Annotated in this window: 13 protein-coding genes; 1 reads left to right on the top strand and 12 read right to left on the bottom strand. The window is 46.3% G+C overall.

Annotated features, from left to right (window positions below):
- Nucleotides 1-3 precede the first annotated feature (3 nt).
- Nucleotides 4-2,430 (top strand): Ig-like domain-containing protein, encoded by a 2,427-nt coding sequence (locus FLAVO9R_RS01090; RefSeq protein WP_159528061.1) that lies wholly within the window; start codon nt 4-6, stop codon nt 2,428-2,430.
- A gap of 117 nt (nt 2,431-2,547) precedes the next feature.
- On the opposite strand, the gene tldD is transcribed toward FLAVO9R_RS01090, so the two are convergent.
- From tldD to FLAVO9R_RS01030, 12 genes are all read right to left on the bottom strand, one after another.
- Nucleotides 2,548-3,990, bottom strand: coding sequence for a metalloprotease TldD (tldD, locus tag FLAVO9R_RS01085; RefSeq protein WP_159528060.1), 1,443 nt, complete (start codon nt 3,988-3,990; stop codon nt 2,548-2,550).
- Nucleotides 3,983-4,801, bottom strand: a complete 819-nt coding sequence (locus FLAVO9R_RS01080) for a carbon-nitrogen hydrolase family protein (protein ID WP_159528059.1) — start codon at nt 4,799-4,801, stop codon at nt 3,983-3,985. Before FLAVO9R_RS01080 ends, tldD begins: the two co-directional genes overlap by 8 nt.
- Nucleotides 4,794-8,780: a YhdP family protein gene (locus tag FLAVO9R_RS01075; RefSeq protein ID WP_159528058.1), complete on the bottom strand. Its 3,987-nt coding sequence runs from the start codon at nt 8,778-8,780 to the stop codon at nt 4,794-4,796. The genes FLAVO9R_RS01080 and FLAVO9R_RS01075 overlap by 8 nt, the downstream gene beginning before the upstream one ends.
- 25 nt (nt 8,781-8,805) lie before the next feature.
- On the bottom strand, nt 8,806-10,272 hold the full coding sequence (gene rng, locus FLAVO9R_RS01070; protein ID WP_013785851.1) for a ribonuclease G: 1,467 nt from the start codon (nt 10,270-10,272) through the stop codon (nt 8,806-8,808).
- Entirely contained in the window at nt 10,272-10,859 is a 588-nt protein-coding gene (locus FLAVO9R_RS01065; protein WP_159528057.1) for a Maf family protein, read from the bottom strand. Before FLAVO9R_RS01065 ends, rng begins: the two co-directional genes overlap by 1 nt.
- A 17-nt stretch (nt 10,860-10,876) precedes the next feature.
- Nucleotides 10,877-11,353 carry a rod shape-determining protein MreD gene (gene mreD, locus FLAVO9R_RS01060; RefSeq protein WP_041453083.1) on the bottom strand — a complete coding sequence of 159 codons (477 nt, stop codon included), beginning with the start codon at nt 11,351-11,353 and terminating at the stop codon, nt 10,877-10,879.
- The gene (mreC, locus tag FLAVO9R_RS01055) at nt 11,346-12,239 is read right to left on the bottom strand and encodes a rod shape-determining protein MreC (RefSeq protein ID WP_159528056.1); all 894 of its coding nucleotides are present in this window, start codon (nt 12,237-12,239) and stop codon (nt 11,346-11,348) included. Before mreC ends, mreD begins: the two co-directional genes overlap by 8 nt.
- 37 nt (nt 12,240-12,276) lie before the next feature.
- Nucleotides 12,277-13,320 (bottom strand): rod shape-determining protein, encoded by a 1,044-nt coding sequence (locus FLAVO9R_RS01050; protein ID WP_013785855.1) that lies wholly within the window; start codon nt 13,318-13,320, stop codon nt 12,277-12,279.
- A 271-nt stretch (nt 13,321-13,591) separates the two neighbouring features.
- A complete protein-coding gene (locus tag FLAVO9R_RS01045) occupies nt 13,592-14,143 on the bottom strand; it encodes a pilus assembly PilX family protein (RefSeq protein WP_159528055.1) in 552 nt (183 codons plus the stop codon).
- Nucleotides 14,133-14,996 (bottom strand): prepilin-type N-terminal cleavage/methylation domain-containing protein, encoded by an 864-nt coding sequence (locus FLAVO9R_RS01040; RefSeq protein ID WP_159528054.1) that lies wholly within the window; start codon nt 14,994-14,996, stop codon nt 14,133-14,135. Before FLAVO9R_RS01040 ends, FLAVO9R_RS01045 begins: the two co-directional genes overlap by 11 nt.
- Entirely contained in the window at nt 14,996-15,541 is a 546-nt protein-coding gene (locus FLAVO9R_RS01035) for a prepilin-type N-terminal cleavage/methylation domain-containing protein (protein WP_159528053.1), read from the bottom strand. The genes FLAVO9R_RS01040 and FLAVO9R_RS01035 overlap by 1 nt, the downstream gene beginning before the upstream one ends.
- The gene (locus tag FLAVO9R_RS01030) at nt 15,531-16,088 is read right to left on the bottom strand and encodes a prepilin-type N-terminal cleavage/methylation domain-containing protein (protein ID WP_159528052.1); all 558 of its coding nucleotides are present in this window, start codon (nt 16,086-16,088) and stop codon (nt 15,531-15,533) included. The genes FLAVO9R_RS01035 and FLAVO9R_RS01030 overlap by 11 nt, the downstream gene beginning before the upstream one ends.
- Nucleotides 16,089-16,093 lie beyond the last annotated feature (5 nt).

Raw genomic sequence — 16,093 nt, 5'->3', positions numbered from 1 at the left:
TATATGGGGCGGCTCTTAGCGGCATTTGCTTTCGTTTGGGTATTATCAGGATGTAATGGTACCTCGGGGGCAAACGGCGACGACCCCTTTGGCAGTTCGGATAGCGACGATAGCACCACCTCTCCAGTCGTAGCACTTTCTCTTGAGATTAGCGATGCTAACTGTAATACGGTTAATCAGGCTAGTTTCGAGATTGGTGATACTGCCTGCATCACTGCTACCATTACCGAAGATGGTGCGGTATTAACCGGAGAAATAATCAGTTTTACAAGCGGTATAGGCACACTCTCTGTTAGCGACAAGCTCACTGACAGTAACGGTGAAGCCATTGTGTATTTAGACTCAGATAGCGCTATTGCTGGTGCCAGCACGATTACCGCTACTTACGACAGCACATCGTCAGAAGCAAACATTGAGTTTTTGATTGCCGACACCGATACCGTGTTTTTACCCACCCTTTCACTAACCTTAAGTGACAGTGCAGGCGATCAAGTTAGTAGGATTACCGCTGATGAAACCGGCACCCTTAGTGCGTCGCTGATAAATATCGATGACACCCCAATTGCAGATGCCATTGTGAGCTTCCAAGTGTCTCGCGGTTCGGTAAGCATAGATGACGCGCTAACCACTAATGACGGCCTTGCCAATAGTCAGTTAATACCTACCGACGATAACCTAGGTGCTGGCACGGCCACTGTGTCATATGTTTATAATGAACAAACCCTAACCGCTACACTCAATTATGAAATTCAGTCTTCTGCGGTAACCGATGAAGTTATTCGAATTGGTACGTTTGATAACGGCGAATTTGTAGCCGGTTTATTAGGGGTAGACGGTTACACCACGGACGAAGACGTTGTCATCGCCGCTGGCGCAACCCTTGGTGTTAACGTAGCACTGGTTAATTCTGAAGGCGAAACCTATGCCACCAGTATTCCCGTAACCTTTAGCTCTGTTTGTGTGGCGAACGATAGTGCCGATATTGATGAAACCGTATTTACCGCAAGCGGACAAGCCCGCTCTACATTTCAAGACAATAGTTGCGCTGGAAATACCGGCTTCGACGACGAGATAAGTGCAACGGTTACTATCAATAGCAGTACGTTAAGTGTGTCCCGTTCTATAGAAATTCTGCCTGAAACCGCAGGTAGCATCGCCTTTATCGATGCGTCTCCGTCATCAATTGTAATCAGTGGTACGGGCGGCCAAGATGCAAGCTCAGTATCAAGAGTAACCTTTCAAGTTAACAGTGCGTTGGGTAATCCGCTTGCTCAACAAGAAGTGGCGTTTAGCTTAAACAGTAATATTGGTGGCCTGGCGCTTTCTCCTGCTAGTGCACTGACTAACTCTGAAGGCCAAGTCAGCACTTTTGTGACAGCAGGTAGCGTGCCTACTGCCGTTCGCGTTACCGCCGTTACCGACATTGATGATACTAGCATTCAGTCTCAGTCTGACTTGCTTAGCGTGAACACTGGGTTGCCCGATCAAAACAGTATTAGTTTGTCGCCATCGAGTTTGAACCCTGAAGCACACAACATTAACGGCAACGAATTAACCATTACCGCTAGCGCGGCTGATGCTTTTAACAATCCAGTGCCAGATGGCACCACGCTGAACTTCACCACCGAAGGCGGGTTAATTGAGCCAAGCTGCACCACCCAAAGCGGCAGGTGCAGTGTGACTTGGACGAGTGCTGAGCCAAGAGTAGCCGATCACCGAATTACGGTAATGGTAACAGCGGTAGGCCATGAAACCTTAATAGACGCTAATGGCAATAACCTATACGACGATGCTGATGGCGGCGCAATTACCGGCAGTACGGGCAATGGACTATCCATATTACTGCCTGATACCACGGGCTTTATCGATTATCCCGAGGCATGGCGTGACGATAACGAAGACGGTAGCTATGACGCCACAGAGCCCTTTTTCGATTACGACAGTTCAGGTGACTTTACCCTGGCCAATGGATTATTTGATGGCCCGCAATGCGATGCCACAACCTGCGGGAATAGCGCGCTGCATGTGAGGCGCGCCATGGTGGTTATTATGTCATCGTCATCTGCGTTGCTAACGTTTAACAGCAGTACCGATGAGCTAGCGAACAACACTAATCCGCCTGGGTTAACGCCTGTGTTGAGTATCCCAAGAGGAAGCAATGCGTTGCTATCGTTAGCCTATTCAGATACCGCTAATCAGCCATTAGCAGAAGGTACAGAAATTAGCATTACAAGCTCTGAAGGGGGGATTTCAGGTTCACTTGAAGCCACCGTGCCTTCTACCAACGCGGCAGGTAACAGACAACTATCCTTCGTACTGACTAATCTATTAGATGAGTCGGAAGCCAGCACCAGTGCGATTGTAAGTGCGCTAGTTACCTCTCCCAGTGGTGTTACTACCAGTCTTGATATGGTAGTCACTTTGGAATAGAAGGCTCTTTCGCAGCAACATGCTGCACTGATCGTATATAAACAGTCAAAAATATTGCATTAAAAAAGGCGCCAACCGGCGCCTTTTTCGAATTCTCACACTAGCGTAACGCGTAATTTACGCCGTTCCGCCCACAGTAAGCTCGTCTATTTTCAATGTAGGTTGGCCTACGCCAACAGGCACGCTTTGGCCGTCTTTACCACACACGCCAACGCCGTTGTCTAATGCCACATCGTTGCCAATCATGGAAATCTTCTGCATAACTTCAGGGCCATTTCCAATCAAAGTAGCGCCTTTAACTGGTGCGGTAATTTTACCATTTTCAATGAGGTATGCTTCTGCACTAGAAAATACGAATTTGCCTGATGTGATATCAACTTGCCCACCAGCAAAGTTAGGCGCGTAAATACCTTTATCGATAGAGGCAATAATCTCTTTAGGATCGTACTGCCCTTCTAACATGTAGGTATTGGTCATGCGCGGCATAGGTAAATGCGCATAAGACTCGCGACGACCGTTTCCAGTTGGCGCAACACCCATTAGCTTGGCGTTATGCTTATCTTGCATGTAGCCTTTTAGAATACCGTCTTCAATAAGGACATTGTGCTGCGTGGGAGTGCCTTCATCATCTACTGACAACGAACCACGACGATCAGCCAATGTGCCATCGTCTACTACTGTTACACCCTTTGCAGCTACTCGCTGACCAATCTTCCCACTAAAGGTTGACGCACCTTTACGGTTAAAGTCGCCTTCAAGACCATGACCCACCGCTTCGTGTAACAATACACCAGGCCAGCCATTACCCAATACTACCGGCATAGCACCCGCTGGTGAGGCTACCGCTTGCATGTTAACCCGGGCCATATGCAGGGCATCGTCGGCTAACTGCTCATAGTAGGGGCGACCGTCTTTATCTGACTCAAAAAAAGAATACGCGTATCTGCCGCCAGCACCCGCGCTGCCGCGCTCACGACGATCACCGTCTTCAAGCAACACAGAACAATTAAGGCGAACCAAGGGGCGGATATCGGTGGCGAATGTACCATCACTGGCAGCCACTAAAATTTCTTCGTACACACCACTAATGCTAACCACAACCTGATTGGCTGATGGCTCTTGCTGCCTAACATACGCGTCCACGGCTTTTAGCAGAGAAATTTTCTCGGCATCTTGCATGGCTAAAATAGGGTTTTTCTCACCATAGCGCGCTTGATAATCGCTACGTCCTAGGGATGATACTTTCTGAGATCCACCATCAGGGGCAATACTGCGCGCAGCGTTGCACGCCTTTACTAAGGCATCTTCGCTGATTTCATCTGAATAGGCGAAACCGGTTTTTTCACCGCTGATAGCACGAACGCCAACACCACGTTCAATGTTGTAGCTACCTTCTTTAATAATGCCATCTTCGAGCACCCAACTTTCGTGTTGGCTCGACTGAAAATAAAGATCAGCATAATCGGTATCGTGACGATGGATACCCGAAAGGGCTCTTTCTAGCGACGCTACATCTAGTCCAGAGTCAGACAGTAAATGGCGTTCAACAGATTTAGACAAAGTGACTCCTGAATCGGTTATGTTCGGCAACCGGCATATTTTGTTTAATGGCTTGTCGCGCTTCAATATTAACACTGGTTTGAATGACACCAATGTCTTGAGGTAGCTCGCTTAAGGTTTCACCCCACGGCGAAACCACTAGGCTATGACCATAGGTTTCACGGCCATTTTGGTGCTCACCGGTTTGGTTGGCAGCTACCACATAGCATTGTTTTTCAATGGCTCGCGCTTTCACTAACGTGTGCCAGTGCGCTTCACCTGTTCGTTGCGTAAAGGCAGCGGGCAACACTAAAATATCGATATCGCCCATGGCGGTAAACAAGCCTGGAAAGCGCACATCATAACATACCGCTAGCCCAATGTTGCCAATTGGGGTTTTTACCGTAACAACTTCACTGCCTGGGTTTGTAAACGTAGATTCTTTGTAGCTGCCCGTATTGTCATCCACCGACACATCAAAAAGGTGAATTTTACGATAGTCGGCCAATACCGTGCCGTCTGGGCCAAACAATAAACACGCCGCTGAAAACTTTGACGCATCAATGGTAACCATAGGAAACGTGCCCGAAACAATGTAGCACTCATGGGCTTTGGCGAGCGCCGATAAACGTTGCTGTATCAGCCCTTCATCTTTGACTTCGGCGGCATTGAGTAGCTCGCCATCTTTAGTACCAAAACAGGCAAAGCATTCTGGCAATACTACTAAGCTGTCTTTTGGAACTTGTTCACGGGAAATAGCCTGTTCTACATGATTCAAATTGTCTTCTACACTGGGCGTAGATGTCATTTGAACTGCAACTAGATTAACCATCGATAACCTCCATTTTTACTCTGCGTAAATCATCTTCGGTAAGCGGCCGATCTAATGGCGAAGTGCTTTCTGGCGACACATTCGCCGGTAAGCTTATATCTTTACTATGTCGTTCTACTTCATCGAACTGCGGATTAGTAATGGTGCCAGAAACCTTATAGTTAACGTTCGAGATAACTTTAGCTGATGTTAACACTTGATCTAACGCCAGCGCAGCCAATGCCGTTGGGGGCGTAGCTAAAAAATACACTAGAAAGGGTAAGTTCCCCGTTACATTAGGGGCAAACGTAATATTGTAATTAAGGCCACCTGTATTTAAGTTGGTATAGCCTTTAATTTCAATTTCACCTGCACCGCCGTCTATTTCGGTATCGTCGGTAAAGGCGGTACCGTCAGCAATTTGTAAGCTTCCACCCATTTTGTCGTAGAAGAATCCTGTGGCAAATACATCTCTAAAATCTAAGCTTAGCTTGCGTACTAATGAGTTTAGGCTGAATAATGTGAATATGCGCGAGCCTTTATCACTAACCTCAGTGAGATAACCGTCAGTGAGGGCCCAATCTACGTCACCACTTACTTTGTCTAACGAAAAATCAAACGGGGAAGAAGGCCAACCTAAATCAAATTTAACATCAGCTTCGGAGTCTTTAATACCCGAAGTGATCCCTCGCTGTTTGAGCATTTGTCCCACATCAGGAGAGGAAAGCGTACCGTTTAACCGGGTGGTTATATCGCCGCCTTCATGCTGCCAGTATCCGGTTGCAGTGACATCCGCACTGGAAGAACGCGTGAGAAATTGTCTTATTTGTAAGCCTTGATCAGTTTTTGCTACATCAAGCGTGATTTCGCCTAAATCAAGGCCATGGACACTACAAACACTGCAATAGAAGTAGATGGGAGGCAAATCTAGCGGGTCAACTTCCACTACGTCCGCGCGCTGCTTAGCCATCTCGATTTCTTCTTCTGGCGCCTCTGTTGAATCAGCAGCCTCAGTAGTGGGTTTATCCAGTACTAAGTAATCGGCGTTAATATCGATACCTTGGTTATTAATATCGTTATTAACCCTGATAGTCGCTCGCGCTTTCGCCGCATCAACTTGTAACAGCCAATCTTTGTCTTGTTCCCGAGCGGTTAAAGACACGTTATTTAGTGAATGCCCCCATCCGGTTAGGGTATCTGCGGTCACAAATATGCGTGATGGCACCCCGAAGATATTTTGCTTTTGGGCACGGTTTTCCGTCGATAACGTATCACTATTAGTGTTGGTACTTGTGCGTGTGTTGGCGGTTAAGCTCGCACTAGTCTCGTTCGTTTTGCTTGGCACAATGAGCGTTTGCAGGGTAGTAAACCATTCAACAATATCGGCCTGCTCTAGATTCGCGGCAATACTGAACCCGGTACCTCTATCACCCACATCTGCGTCGCCTAAGGAAAGGTGCGCTCGAGAGAACTGCATTTCTTTATGGGGCAATACGCCGTCGAAGTGAATATTGTCACCTAATCTTGCCTCTACATTAGAGGCTTGTAGGTTACCTTCACTGTTAATTTGAAGTGGCAGACTGGTACCTTGAACTGTCGCAAACGGCGCTGGCAGCAAGCTTTGGGTTGCCGTTAAATCAGCGTTAACCTGGGCATTGTAAGAAAAGTCGCTATTCGATAGGCTTAAATTCACATCGGCCTGCCAATGGGTTTCACCGTCTAAGTAATCAATGAGATCGGTTTTTACATACTTCACTAACGGATGTACATGCCACCGCCCTTTAAGGTTCACATTAACGTCGTAGCTGTCGTTCTGACGCCCCTGAATTGACATTTCCACAGGCTGGCCTAATAAGCTCGCAGTTAACCCATTAGCGTCAATTTTTGCATTGTCGAAGCTCAGCGTACCACTGGCGTCATCGAACTGCATACGCGTGCTGGTAATATACACATCGTTATTGTTTAACTGGGCTTCACCTTGAACCCGTACATCTTTGCCTTTAAAGGGTATATCTAATGTTAAGCTTGCCGATAATGGCCCCGAGACCTGCACGTCTTTATCTAACACTTTCCCTAGCGAGCTGGCAATTGAAGACTGCTTCATCAACGACGTTACCTTTTCGCCTGTACCAGAACCTTCTGCATAAATCGTCAACAATGAAGATGGGTGTAATCGTGGGATAGCAGCAGACATGCTCGCGACTTCAACACCTGCCAAAGTCGCCTTATCGCTTTCCATCACCAAGGCATCATTATGGAAATATACAGATAAGTCCAAATCGTTTAGGGCTGGCCATTTTGAGGAAAATACAAAGTCACTATCTTCAATGTCGACATAAGCTTGGAAAATGCCGCTGTTGTCGTGAAACGGATAGTTTTTGGGGCTACCGTGCCACAATATTTGCGCTTTGCTTACGTTACCTTTGCCACCAAAGGCGCGGGTAAGAAATTTATCGGTATTCACGCCCATTAACGAGGCAGGAAAGAAATCACTGACTGCGTTTAACGCTAAGGGTTTAAGATTGGCAAATATGTCTAGGTTGCCCGTGGTTAGATTGGCCCGAAATACTGGCTCTAACACTAACTGTTTGCTGTCGAACAAGAGATCTTTGCCCGTCACCACCCATTGCTTTTCATCACCTACCGCCTGAGTGTGAAAATACAGGTTAGCGTTGAAGGTATTGATATCGAGATTTTGTTTAATAATATTGTCGGCAGATAAGGTACTGTTTTCACTTTTTAAGTAAACCGCTCCAGAATCTTTATACCAGTATACGTCGGCATCTAGCGAGGTAAGGCCTGGGGCTTTTCCGGCTTGCTCCCACGACAAATCAAGGATTTTAGCGGTTAACTCTGGGCGACGATTTCTAAATTGAAGCTCCAAGGTAGCAAGTTGCCCATTGGGATTTAGCGCGCGAATTTCCTCTTCGCTGGTGTCGTCCATAAATAGCGGCAAAAGCATCAGGAATGGGTTTATCTGAACCGGTTTTACAATGCTGACTACTGCGTCACCTGAATTACTCACTTTACCTACGAAATCAGCTTCTATGGTTTCGTGGCCAGAGTCTACCACCAATTGATCTACCCTAACGCTCCATCCATCTTGTGTAGGTACAGCTTCAATACTGCCACCACGAATACCTGTCACTAGGGACGAGTATTCTTCCCCGCCCCATTCTAATAAGCTTTCTTCAAACTGAGCTTGAACGCCGGTGATACCATTACTTTGCACGTCGGCCCAAATTTCGAAATTTGCGCGGCTTTCAGTCAGCGGACGTTTGGTTTTAATTAAGTCGCTCACCCAGGGTGAAATATCTAAATCTTCAGCGCGGGCATAAAAAACCCCTTCAAAGGCATCTTTATTGCCAGTCACATCAATAATGAAAGAAGCAGAATTCGACGATACATCGGCCACCTTCATTTGCCCTAAGCCTTGGTGACGTTTACCGCTGTTATTCCACGTTAACTGGTCGATAATAAAAGACTGAGTCTCGCTATTTTTAGAGAGGAGCACTTCCCCTTCTTCTAGAGAGAAACTTTGGAGTTGTTCTAGAAATAAGCTTTTTAATGCATTAACAACAGGAAAGTTGTTATCGCCTGCACGCTCGAACCTATCGGCATCAACATCAAGCTTAAGGCCGCGAAGTTCAAAACGTGTAGATGAGATCATTTGTCGTCTCAAAGACTGCCAAAAGTCCAATTCAACGTAGACTTGACGAATATTGAGCCCAACGGGAGACGCATCGTTTTGCGCCATGGAGACCGAATTTAAGACAATACTCGGCCCAGAGCGTTGCCATACTGCATGCACGCTGTTAATAGTCAGATTTACGCCATAGCGCTGGCTGATATAGTCTTCCAGCAGGTGCTTGTTGTGTTCAATATGCGGCAGCGCATAGCGAGCGGCGCTGATTAACAGCGCGAATAGAACAAGCAGGATGGCAAGCAGCAACCATATTTTTTTAACTAAATAGGCTGCTACCGACGTTAAATTTGTCACACTTCGCCTTCGTATAGTTAATGCATTACATCATGACGACGTCGTACTTATCCTGGTTGTACAAGGTTTCGGTTTGTACTTTAATTTGCTTCGATACAAACACTTCCAGCTCTGCAAGCATATGCGATTCTTCGCCCATCAATGCTTCAACCACTTTAGGGGAAGCATAAACAACAAATTTATCGGCATCATATGCGCGGTTTACCCGAACGATTTCACGCATAATTTCAAAGCAGATGGTTTCAACGGTTTTCACCGTACCTCGGCCCTTACATACGGGGCATTCGCCACACAGTATGTGCTCAATACTTTCACGGGTGCGCTTGCGGGTCATTTCTATGAGCCCTAGCGACGTAAACCCGTGAATATTAATCTTGGCCCTGTCCTTACTTGTCGCCACTTCTAGACTATGTAAGACACGTCTTTTGTGGTCTGGTTCAATCATATCGATAAAGTCGATTAAGATCATACCGCCTAAATTACGTAACCGAAGCTGCCTAGCAATGGCTTGTGTTGCCTCGGTGTTAGTATTAAAGATAGTTTCTTCTAGGTTACGGTGCCCAACAAATGCGCCGGTATTTATATCAATGGTGGTCATGGCTTCGGTTTGATCGATAATCAAATAGCCGCCTGATTTCAAATCGACCCTGCGTTCAAGTGCTCGTTGGGTTTCATTTTCAACATCGTGCAAGTCGAATATGGGCCTGTCGCCCGTGTAATATTCCAACTTGCCGTTCATTTCGGGCACGTATTCTTTAGTGAACTGGAACAGCTCCTGAAAAGACAACTTAGAGTCTATTCGAATTCTGTCTAACTCGGTGCCGACAAAATCGCGAAGCACACGGCGCGCCAGCGGTAAATCTTCATACAACACATTGGACTTACGCTTTTTCATCCGCGATTGAATTTTGTCCCACAGTCGGCGTAAAAAGGCGGCATCTTGCTGTAATTCAGCTTTGCCTACCCCTTCAGCTGCGGTTCGTAAAATAAAACCACCGTTTTCATCGCAGAATTCTTGCACAAGTGTTTTCAAACGCTCCCGCTCAGCTTCTTCTTCAATACGCTGAGATACGCCAACATGAGTAACACTTGGCATAAACACTAAATAGCGACTTGGAATAGTAATATCGGTAGTAAGACGAGCGCCTTTGGTACCGATAGGGTCTTTCACCACTTGCACAACAATATCTTGGCCATCTCGAACAAGCTCACGAATGTCTTGTTTTTGAATATGACTGGCTGATACTTCCTCTGCTATTTCGTTGTGAATAACAATATCCGAGGCATGCAGGAAAGCCGCTTTTTCAAGGCCAATATCCACAAATGCGGCTTGCATTCCGGGTAGTACCCGACTAACTTTGCCACGATAGATATTGCCCACTAAGCCACGCTTGGTATGACGCTCTACGTGAATTTCCTGCAATATCCCATTTTCAATGAGAACAACACGAGACTCTGACGGTGTAACATTGATTAGTAGCTCTGCACTCACTACACGACTCCAAATTCTCTAAGTAGCTGCCTTGTTTCATACAAAGGCAATCCAACCACTGCACTAGCACTGCCGTATATTGCTTTTACAAATTGACCGCCAATACCTTGAATGGCGTAACTGCCTGCTTTATCTGCAGGTTCACCTGTGTCCCAGTATGCGTCAATTTCATCGTTCGTCAATGCGGCAAAAGCTACCTTGGTGGTAATAGTTTGTGTCACTTGCTTGGTAGTAGACGCCACACTAATGGCCGTCAGTACTTCATGCTCGTTGTTCGATAGCATTGAAAGAATACGTCTAGCGTCTTCTTTATTTTCTGGCTTACCCAAACTAACCCCGTTAAAGGCAATAAGCGTATCAGAAGCTAGGACCCGTGTACTTTCACTCAGTGCATCTTCACTTTTTAGCCGCGCCAAGGCTGTCTTAGCTTTTTGCTCAGCGAGTCGAGAAACTTGGGCTTCAGGCGTTTCATTAGCAAGGGCTGATTCATCAATATCCACTGGCTTTACTGAATGGGCAATGCCCATCTGATCTAACAGCATGGTACGACGAGGGGAAGCAGAGGCTAAAACCACTGAATAATTCACGATAAGGATCTCATACTTTAACTAATGGAGAACTGACGACGGGTTTTACGAAGTAGCCAAAATACCCACGGCCATAACAACATAGAAGTAAGCACAGGCCACAAGTAATCCAGTTGGAAATAGATGTCTGTGAGTAGGTGCTGCACCCAGAATGTTAGCAAGTGGTACAGCGAAGAAAGCAACCCTATAACAATAGCTTGTTGCCAAACAGAGTAGTTTCGTAGCCGTTGGTAGTTCGCGGCTAAAATATAGATTGAAATACTTAAGCTTAAACTGTGAATACCTAAGGTAGTACCCACCAATATATCTACCGCGACGCCTGTTAAGAAGGCCACGCCCACATTCACTCTGTGGGGAAGCGCCATGCTCCAGTACGCAAGCACAATCAGAACCCAATCAGGGCGGTATAAATCAACCTGAATAGGCAACGGCACGATTTGAAGGACAAGCGCAATCAAAAGCGTGGTGACGATAACCGAATGACGCTTACGAATCATCTTCAGCCTCCTCTTTACTTACCATGTTGCTCTCACTTTCCACATCGCTGTCGATAGGTTTGCCTTCATCAGACCACAAGAGTAACAAGTACTTTAGACGGTCTAATTTGGCCATAGGCATTACGGTCACAATAGAAAATGGGCGACTTTCATCCCGTCGTACTTCTTTAACCGTACCCACGGGGTACCCTTCTGGAAAAATTTTGCCTAAGCCGGAGGAAATCAAAACATCTCCCGCTTTAATATCAACACTATGAGGTACATGCTCTAAATACAGCTCGTTTAGCGCGCCACTGCCAGTGGCAATAAAGCGAATATCATTACGCTGAGAGCGAACAGGAATGGCGTGAGTCACATCGGCAAGTAGTAGCACACGGCTGTTGGTGCTGCCCACTTCCATAACCTGCCCCACTATGCCTTTTTCATCAATGATGGGTTGAGATAAATAAACCCCATCAATGGCCCCCTTGTTGATAACCACCTGCTGGCTATAGGGGTTTTTATCAACCGCCATGAGCTCGGCAACCATTTTACGTAAGTCGTTACGAACAGGCGCATCCAGCAAATGTCTTAGTTGTTTATTTTCTTGAGACAAGGCATCAAACCGCTGGAGCTTCTCGCTCATGAGTAGCAGTTGATTAGTCAGTTTGTCGTTTTCTTCGAGAAGATCTTCGTGGGAGGTCAAGCGCTGGGCGCTTTCGCTTAGCATCAACCGAGGTAAGTTAGCTAAATATTGAAGGGGGCTCATGAATGAATTCAAATAGACCCGAGTCGATTTAAACCCTTCCACTTTGTGATCCACAAAAATAAGTAACGCTGACAAAACAATTGCCAGCGCTAATCTATTATTCAGTGAGGGACCGCGAGTAAAAATAGTATCCATAATACAAAGAAGGCAACCTTAAGGTTGCCTTTCCCGTTTACTCATAGCTAAACAGGTCGCCACCGTGTAGGTCAATCATATCGAATGCCTTACCACCGCCACGCGCTACACAAGTTAGCGGATCATCAGCAATAACTACTGGAATGCCCGTTTCTTCCATCAACAACCGATCTAAATCTTTCAGTAATGCGCCACCGCCGGTTAATACCATGCCGCGCTCTGAAATATCAGAAGCGAGTTCTGGTGGAGATTGCTCAAGCGCAACCATAACAGCAGAAACAATACCCGTAAGCGGCTCTTGCAAGGCTTCTAAGATTTCATTGGAGTTCAATGTGAAGCCACGCGGTACACCTTCAGCAAGGTTACGACCACGCACTTCAATTTCACGAACTTCTTCACCCGGGTAAGCTGCACCAATTTCATGCTTAATACGCTCAGCCGTTGCTTCACCAATGAGTGAACCAAAGTTACGACGTACATAGTTAATGATAGCTTCGTCGAACTTATCACCACCGATACGTACCGATGAAGAGTACACAACACCATTAAGTGAAATGATAGCCACTTCAGTTGTACCACCACCAATATCGACCACCATTGAGCCAGTTGCTTCTGATACAGGTAAACCTGCACCAATAGCGGCGGCCATAGGTTCATCAATCAAATACACTTCACGTGCACCTGCACCTAGCGCAGACTCTTTAATGGCTCGGCGCTCTACTTGGGTAGAGCCACATGGAACGCAAACTAAAACACGAGGGCTAGGGCGAAGGAAATTGTTGTCATGCACTTGTTTAATAAAGTGCTGAAGCATTTTCTCTGTTACATAAAAGTCGGCAATAACACCGTCTTTCATAGGGCGAATAGCGCGAATGTTACCAGGTGTTCTACCTAGCATTCGTTTGGCTTCTGCACCTACAGCGGCAACGCTTTTAGGTCCAGCAGCACGCTCTTGGCGAATAGCCACTACAGAGGGTTCGTTGAGTACAATACCTTGGTCTTTAACGTAAATCAGCGTGTTAGCTGTTCCGAGGTCGATGGACAGATCGTTAGAGAACATGCCTCGAAGCTTTTTAAACATGAAAAGTGTATTCCTGTTTCTGTGTTATCGCGTGTTAGCAAGGGTGAGATGACAGCGCTTTAACGTGAAGTCGATGTTTATCCGCACACTTTAACAATGGGGGCATATTTGGGCAAGCAGAGAACCATTTTTTAAACAATTAGGTGGCGATTAAGTGGAAACCCACTGCGCCTTCTACTCACTTATTACCAACGTCTTGTTAAGTGGCTACTTTTAAACCAATATGAATAGACCATCATTTGAACCACAAGTTTCATTCTTGGGCCTATATTTATTGTTCAATCATCATTGAGTCAGTGAACGTGTGCGTTGAGATCAACTCACTAGCTGTACACTGAGCGGTGGAGGAAAAACGATAAAAGTAATAGCCTGCGCCTGCAATCGTCGTATTGGTTGTTTGACAACTGGCTTGATAGGTACACCCTTCGAGGCCGCTTACTTCAGCAAACGAAACGGGACTATTTATGGTGCTGTTACAAGATAGTGGGGTTGCACCTGCTGGGTTTGCCGTGGCCTTTATATGCTCTAAGCCCGCTTTCGTTGCTAGCTGGGCGCGAAAACCTATGTTATCCGCAACTACTTTGTTACCAGTAGAAGAAAGTGACGAGGCCAGCGTTAAACCTAACAGCGCCAGCACTATCATAATAAACAATGCCATGACTAACATACTCCCTTGCTGATGCTTTAGTGAGACAGCTGAGTGTGAAGCGTCTGACAGTGTCACTCTAAGACGTGGTTTCCCTGCTTTGTTGCTATCAAACTTCAAAATCGCTTTTTGCTCTGAAAGGCTTGAATGTTCCAAGAAGACCAATTTACGGCGCATTTTCAATTGCCACCTCTGTCGTCAGACTTAATACTTCATCGCCTTTTTGGGTTCGTAGCCTCAACATCACCATATTATTAACCCCACCGTTCACACTGCGAACCTGAAAAGGATCATCGTTTGAGGTGCCGCTAGCAGGCGAGGCAGATAATACATTAATAAAGTCCACCCCAAGCCTTGGGCTACTTGCTAAAGCCAAGGGCTGCGATGTGGTAAACCCAGACTCAATCCGGTGAAGTACCGAACTTCTTAAGCAGAAGCTCACTGCCTTTGAGGCGACATAAGCACGGTTAACTAATGATGCTTCAGCAAAGGCATCGTTTACCGTCACCTCAAGGATATCGTCTGTGCTGTCTCTTGTAGCACAATCGCCATCACCGTCATCAGTACAACTTACAATAGGTTGGCGGTAATCATTAGCGGCGTTATAAACATCTAATACGCTTCTAGGTGCGACAATCACAGATGCACTGGTGGTAAAGGGCTGAATATTATCGAGTGCATCTGCAGGAAATAATATATCGATAGTATTTTCAGTGGCTGGCTGAACGGAAATATCACTGTAACCTGTTATCACATCTGCAGGAACGAATTGTAGGCAGTGTTGAGATGATGAGCCCGTTACTCTCACACTGGCAGGCACAGCGTTTTGTAGTTCACGAGCCATACGATTTATGGCAAAAGACGTTTGGGCAACAAGTTGCTCTCTTTCACTTACACCAACAAATACAGACATGCTGCTGGTAATCACTTTTGCAATGCCGGTGGCTATCACACCCATAACCACTAGCACGATAACAAGCTCTACTAACGTAACGCCTCGAACCTTGTTCATTGGTGTGCTATTTGCCATCAGTAATTCCAACGATAACCGCTAAAGACAATGGTTTCATCGTTAGGGGTAAGTACAGACACGCGAATCAATTTGGCATTGCCTGTATAGCTACCCACGCCCGCAGCATCATCAATACCATCAAGGTTATCATCATAAAACACCACTACGTTGAGCTGGTAACCTTGATATAAACTTTGCCCGCTTTGCGTAATGGCTTGCCCTGCACTGTTTCTAATAACGCTGTAGCCGTGGTAATCATCTACATCATCAAAGGTACTGCGAGTTTCACCATTGTCAGGCCCCAAGTTTGCGCTCGTCGTACAGCTAATAGTGTCGCTACATCGCTCTCCGTCGTTATGGCCACTGCTATTTTCATCAAATGCCTTACTGAGTATTTCTCGTTGCAAACCTTGCGCTAAAACAGTAGCCCGGGCTTGAGTAACAGGCGCCACGCTTAGTTGCGCCTGCGCGCCAAGTAAATCAGTAACAATCAGCATGACGATACTGGTCACCACTAAGCCAATCACTATTTCAAGTAGCGTAAAGCCTCGCTCAGCACGCATAAATAAGCCCCTGAGCTTCAACACAAACACCTACCGTTGCTGTTCCCGTAAAACTCACTCTGCAAATATTTGACGCGCAACTTCCGGTGGCGGTTATTGGCCGACCAAGGTAATCAAAATCAATATAAGAAGGCGAGTCCCCTCCTTCTGAAAAGGTAATAGATACTCCTTTTCCGCCAATTTCGTCACCCCGCGCCGTTAAAAATGTTGGCGCATTAGCGGCAATAGTTGCGCCACAGCTGGTTGATTGATTTGCGTTCACATAGTTAACAACGGTTGGGCCGTAAGCACCGTCACCAGACGAGCTCACAATAGTGCGATAACAATAGCCTGCGCGGTTATCTTGCATGGCCTTACCTTGAATATTTCGCAAGGTAGAGAGAAAACGTGATTGGAGGGAGTATTCTGTGTAGCCAGTATCGTCTTGTATTCGCGCAGAAGCGGATACACCTATAATGCCAATAACGACGATGACAATTATGAGCTCAAGGAGCGTAAAGCCAGCGCCTCGGGCTTGACGCTGGCCAGGAACGAGATGCCTGGCCATATGCT

The organism is Alteromonas sp. 38 (assembly GCF_902506055.1).
Classification (GTDB): domain Bacteria; phylum Pseudomonadota; class Gammaproteobacteria; order Enterobacterales; family Alteromonadaceae; genus Alteromonas; species Alteromonas lipotrueae.
Note: the sequence above shows the minus strand (reverse complement) of the source record. Positions and strands in the feature narration are given on the sequence as shown.

Coding starts and splice junctions, on each gene's coding strand:
- FLAVO9R_RS01090 (WP_159528061.1), top strand. CDS start 4: ATGGGGCGGCTCTTAGCGGCATTTGCTTTCGTTTGGGTATTATCAGGA.
- FLAVO9R_RS01080 (WP_159528059.1), bottom strand. CDS start 4,801: ATGGTTAATCTAGTTGCAGTTCAAATGACATCTACGCCCAGTGTAGAA.
- mreC (WP_159528056.1), bottom strand. CDS start 12,239: ATGGATACTATTTTTACTCGCGGTCCCTCACTGAATAATAGATTAGCG.
- FLAVO9R_RS01050 (WP_013785855.1), bottom strand. CDS start 13,320: ATGTTTAAAAAGCTTCGAGGCATGTTCTCTAACGATCTGTCCATCGAC.
- FLAVO9R_RS01045 (WP_159528055.1), bottom strand. CDS start 14,143: ATGCGCCGTAAATTGGTCTTCTTGGAACATTCAAGCCTTTCAGAGCAA.
- FLAVO9R_RS01040 (WP_159528054.1), bottom strand. CDS start 14,996: ATGGCAAATAGCACACCAATGAACAAGGTTCGAGGCGTTACGTTAGTA.
- FLAVO9R_RS01035 (WP_159528053.1), bottom strand. CDS start 15,541: ATGCGTGCTGAGCGAGGCTTTACGCTACTTGAAATAGTGATTGGCTTA.
- FLAVO9R_RS01030 (WP_159528052.1), bottom strand. CDS start 16,088: ATGGCCAGGCATCTCGTTCCTGGCCAGCGTCAAGCCCGAGGCGCTGGC.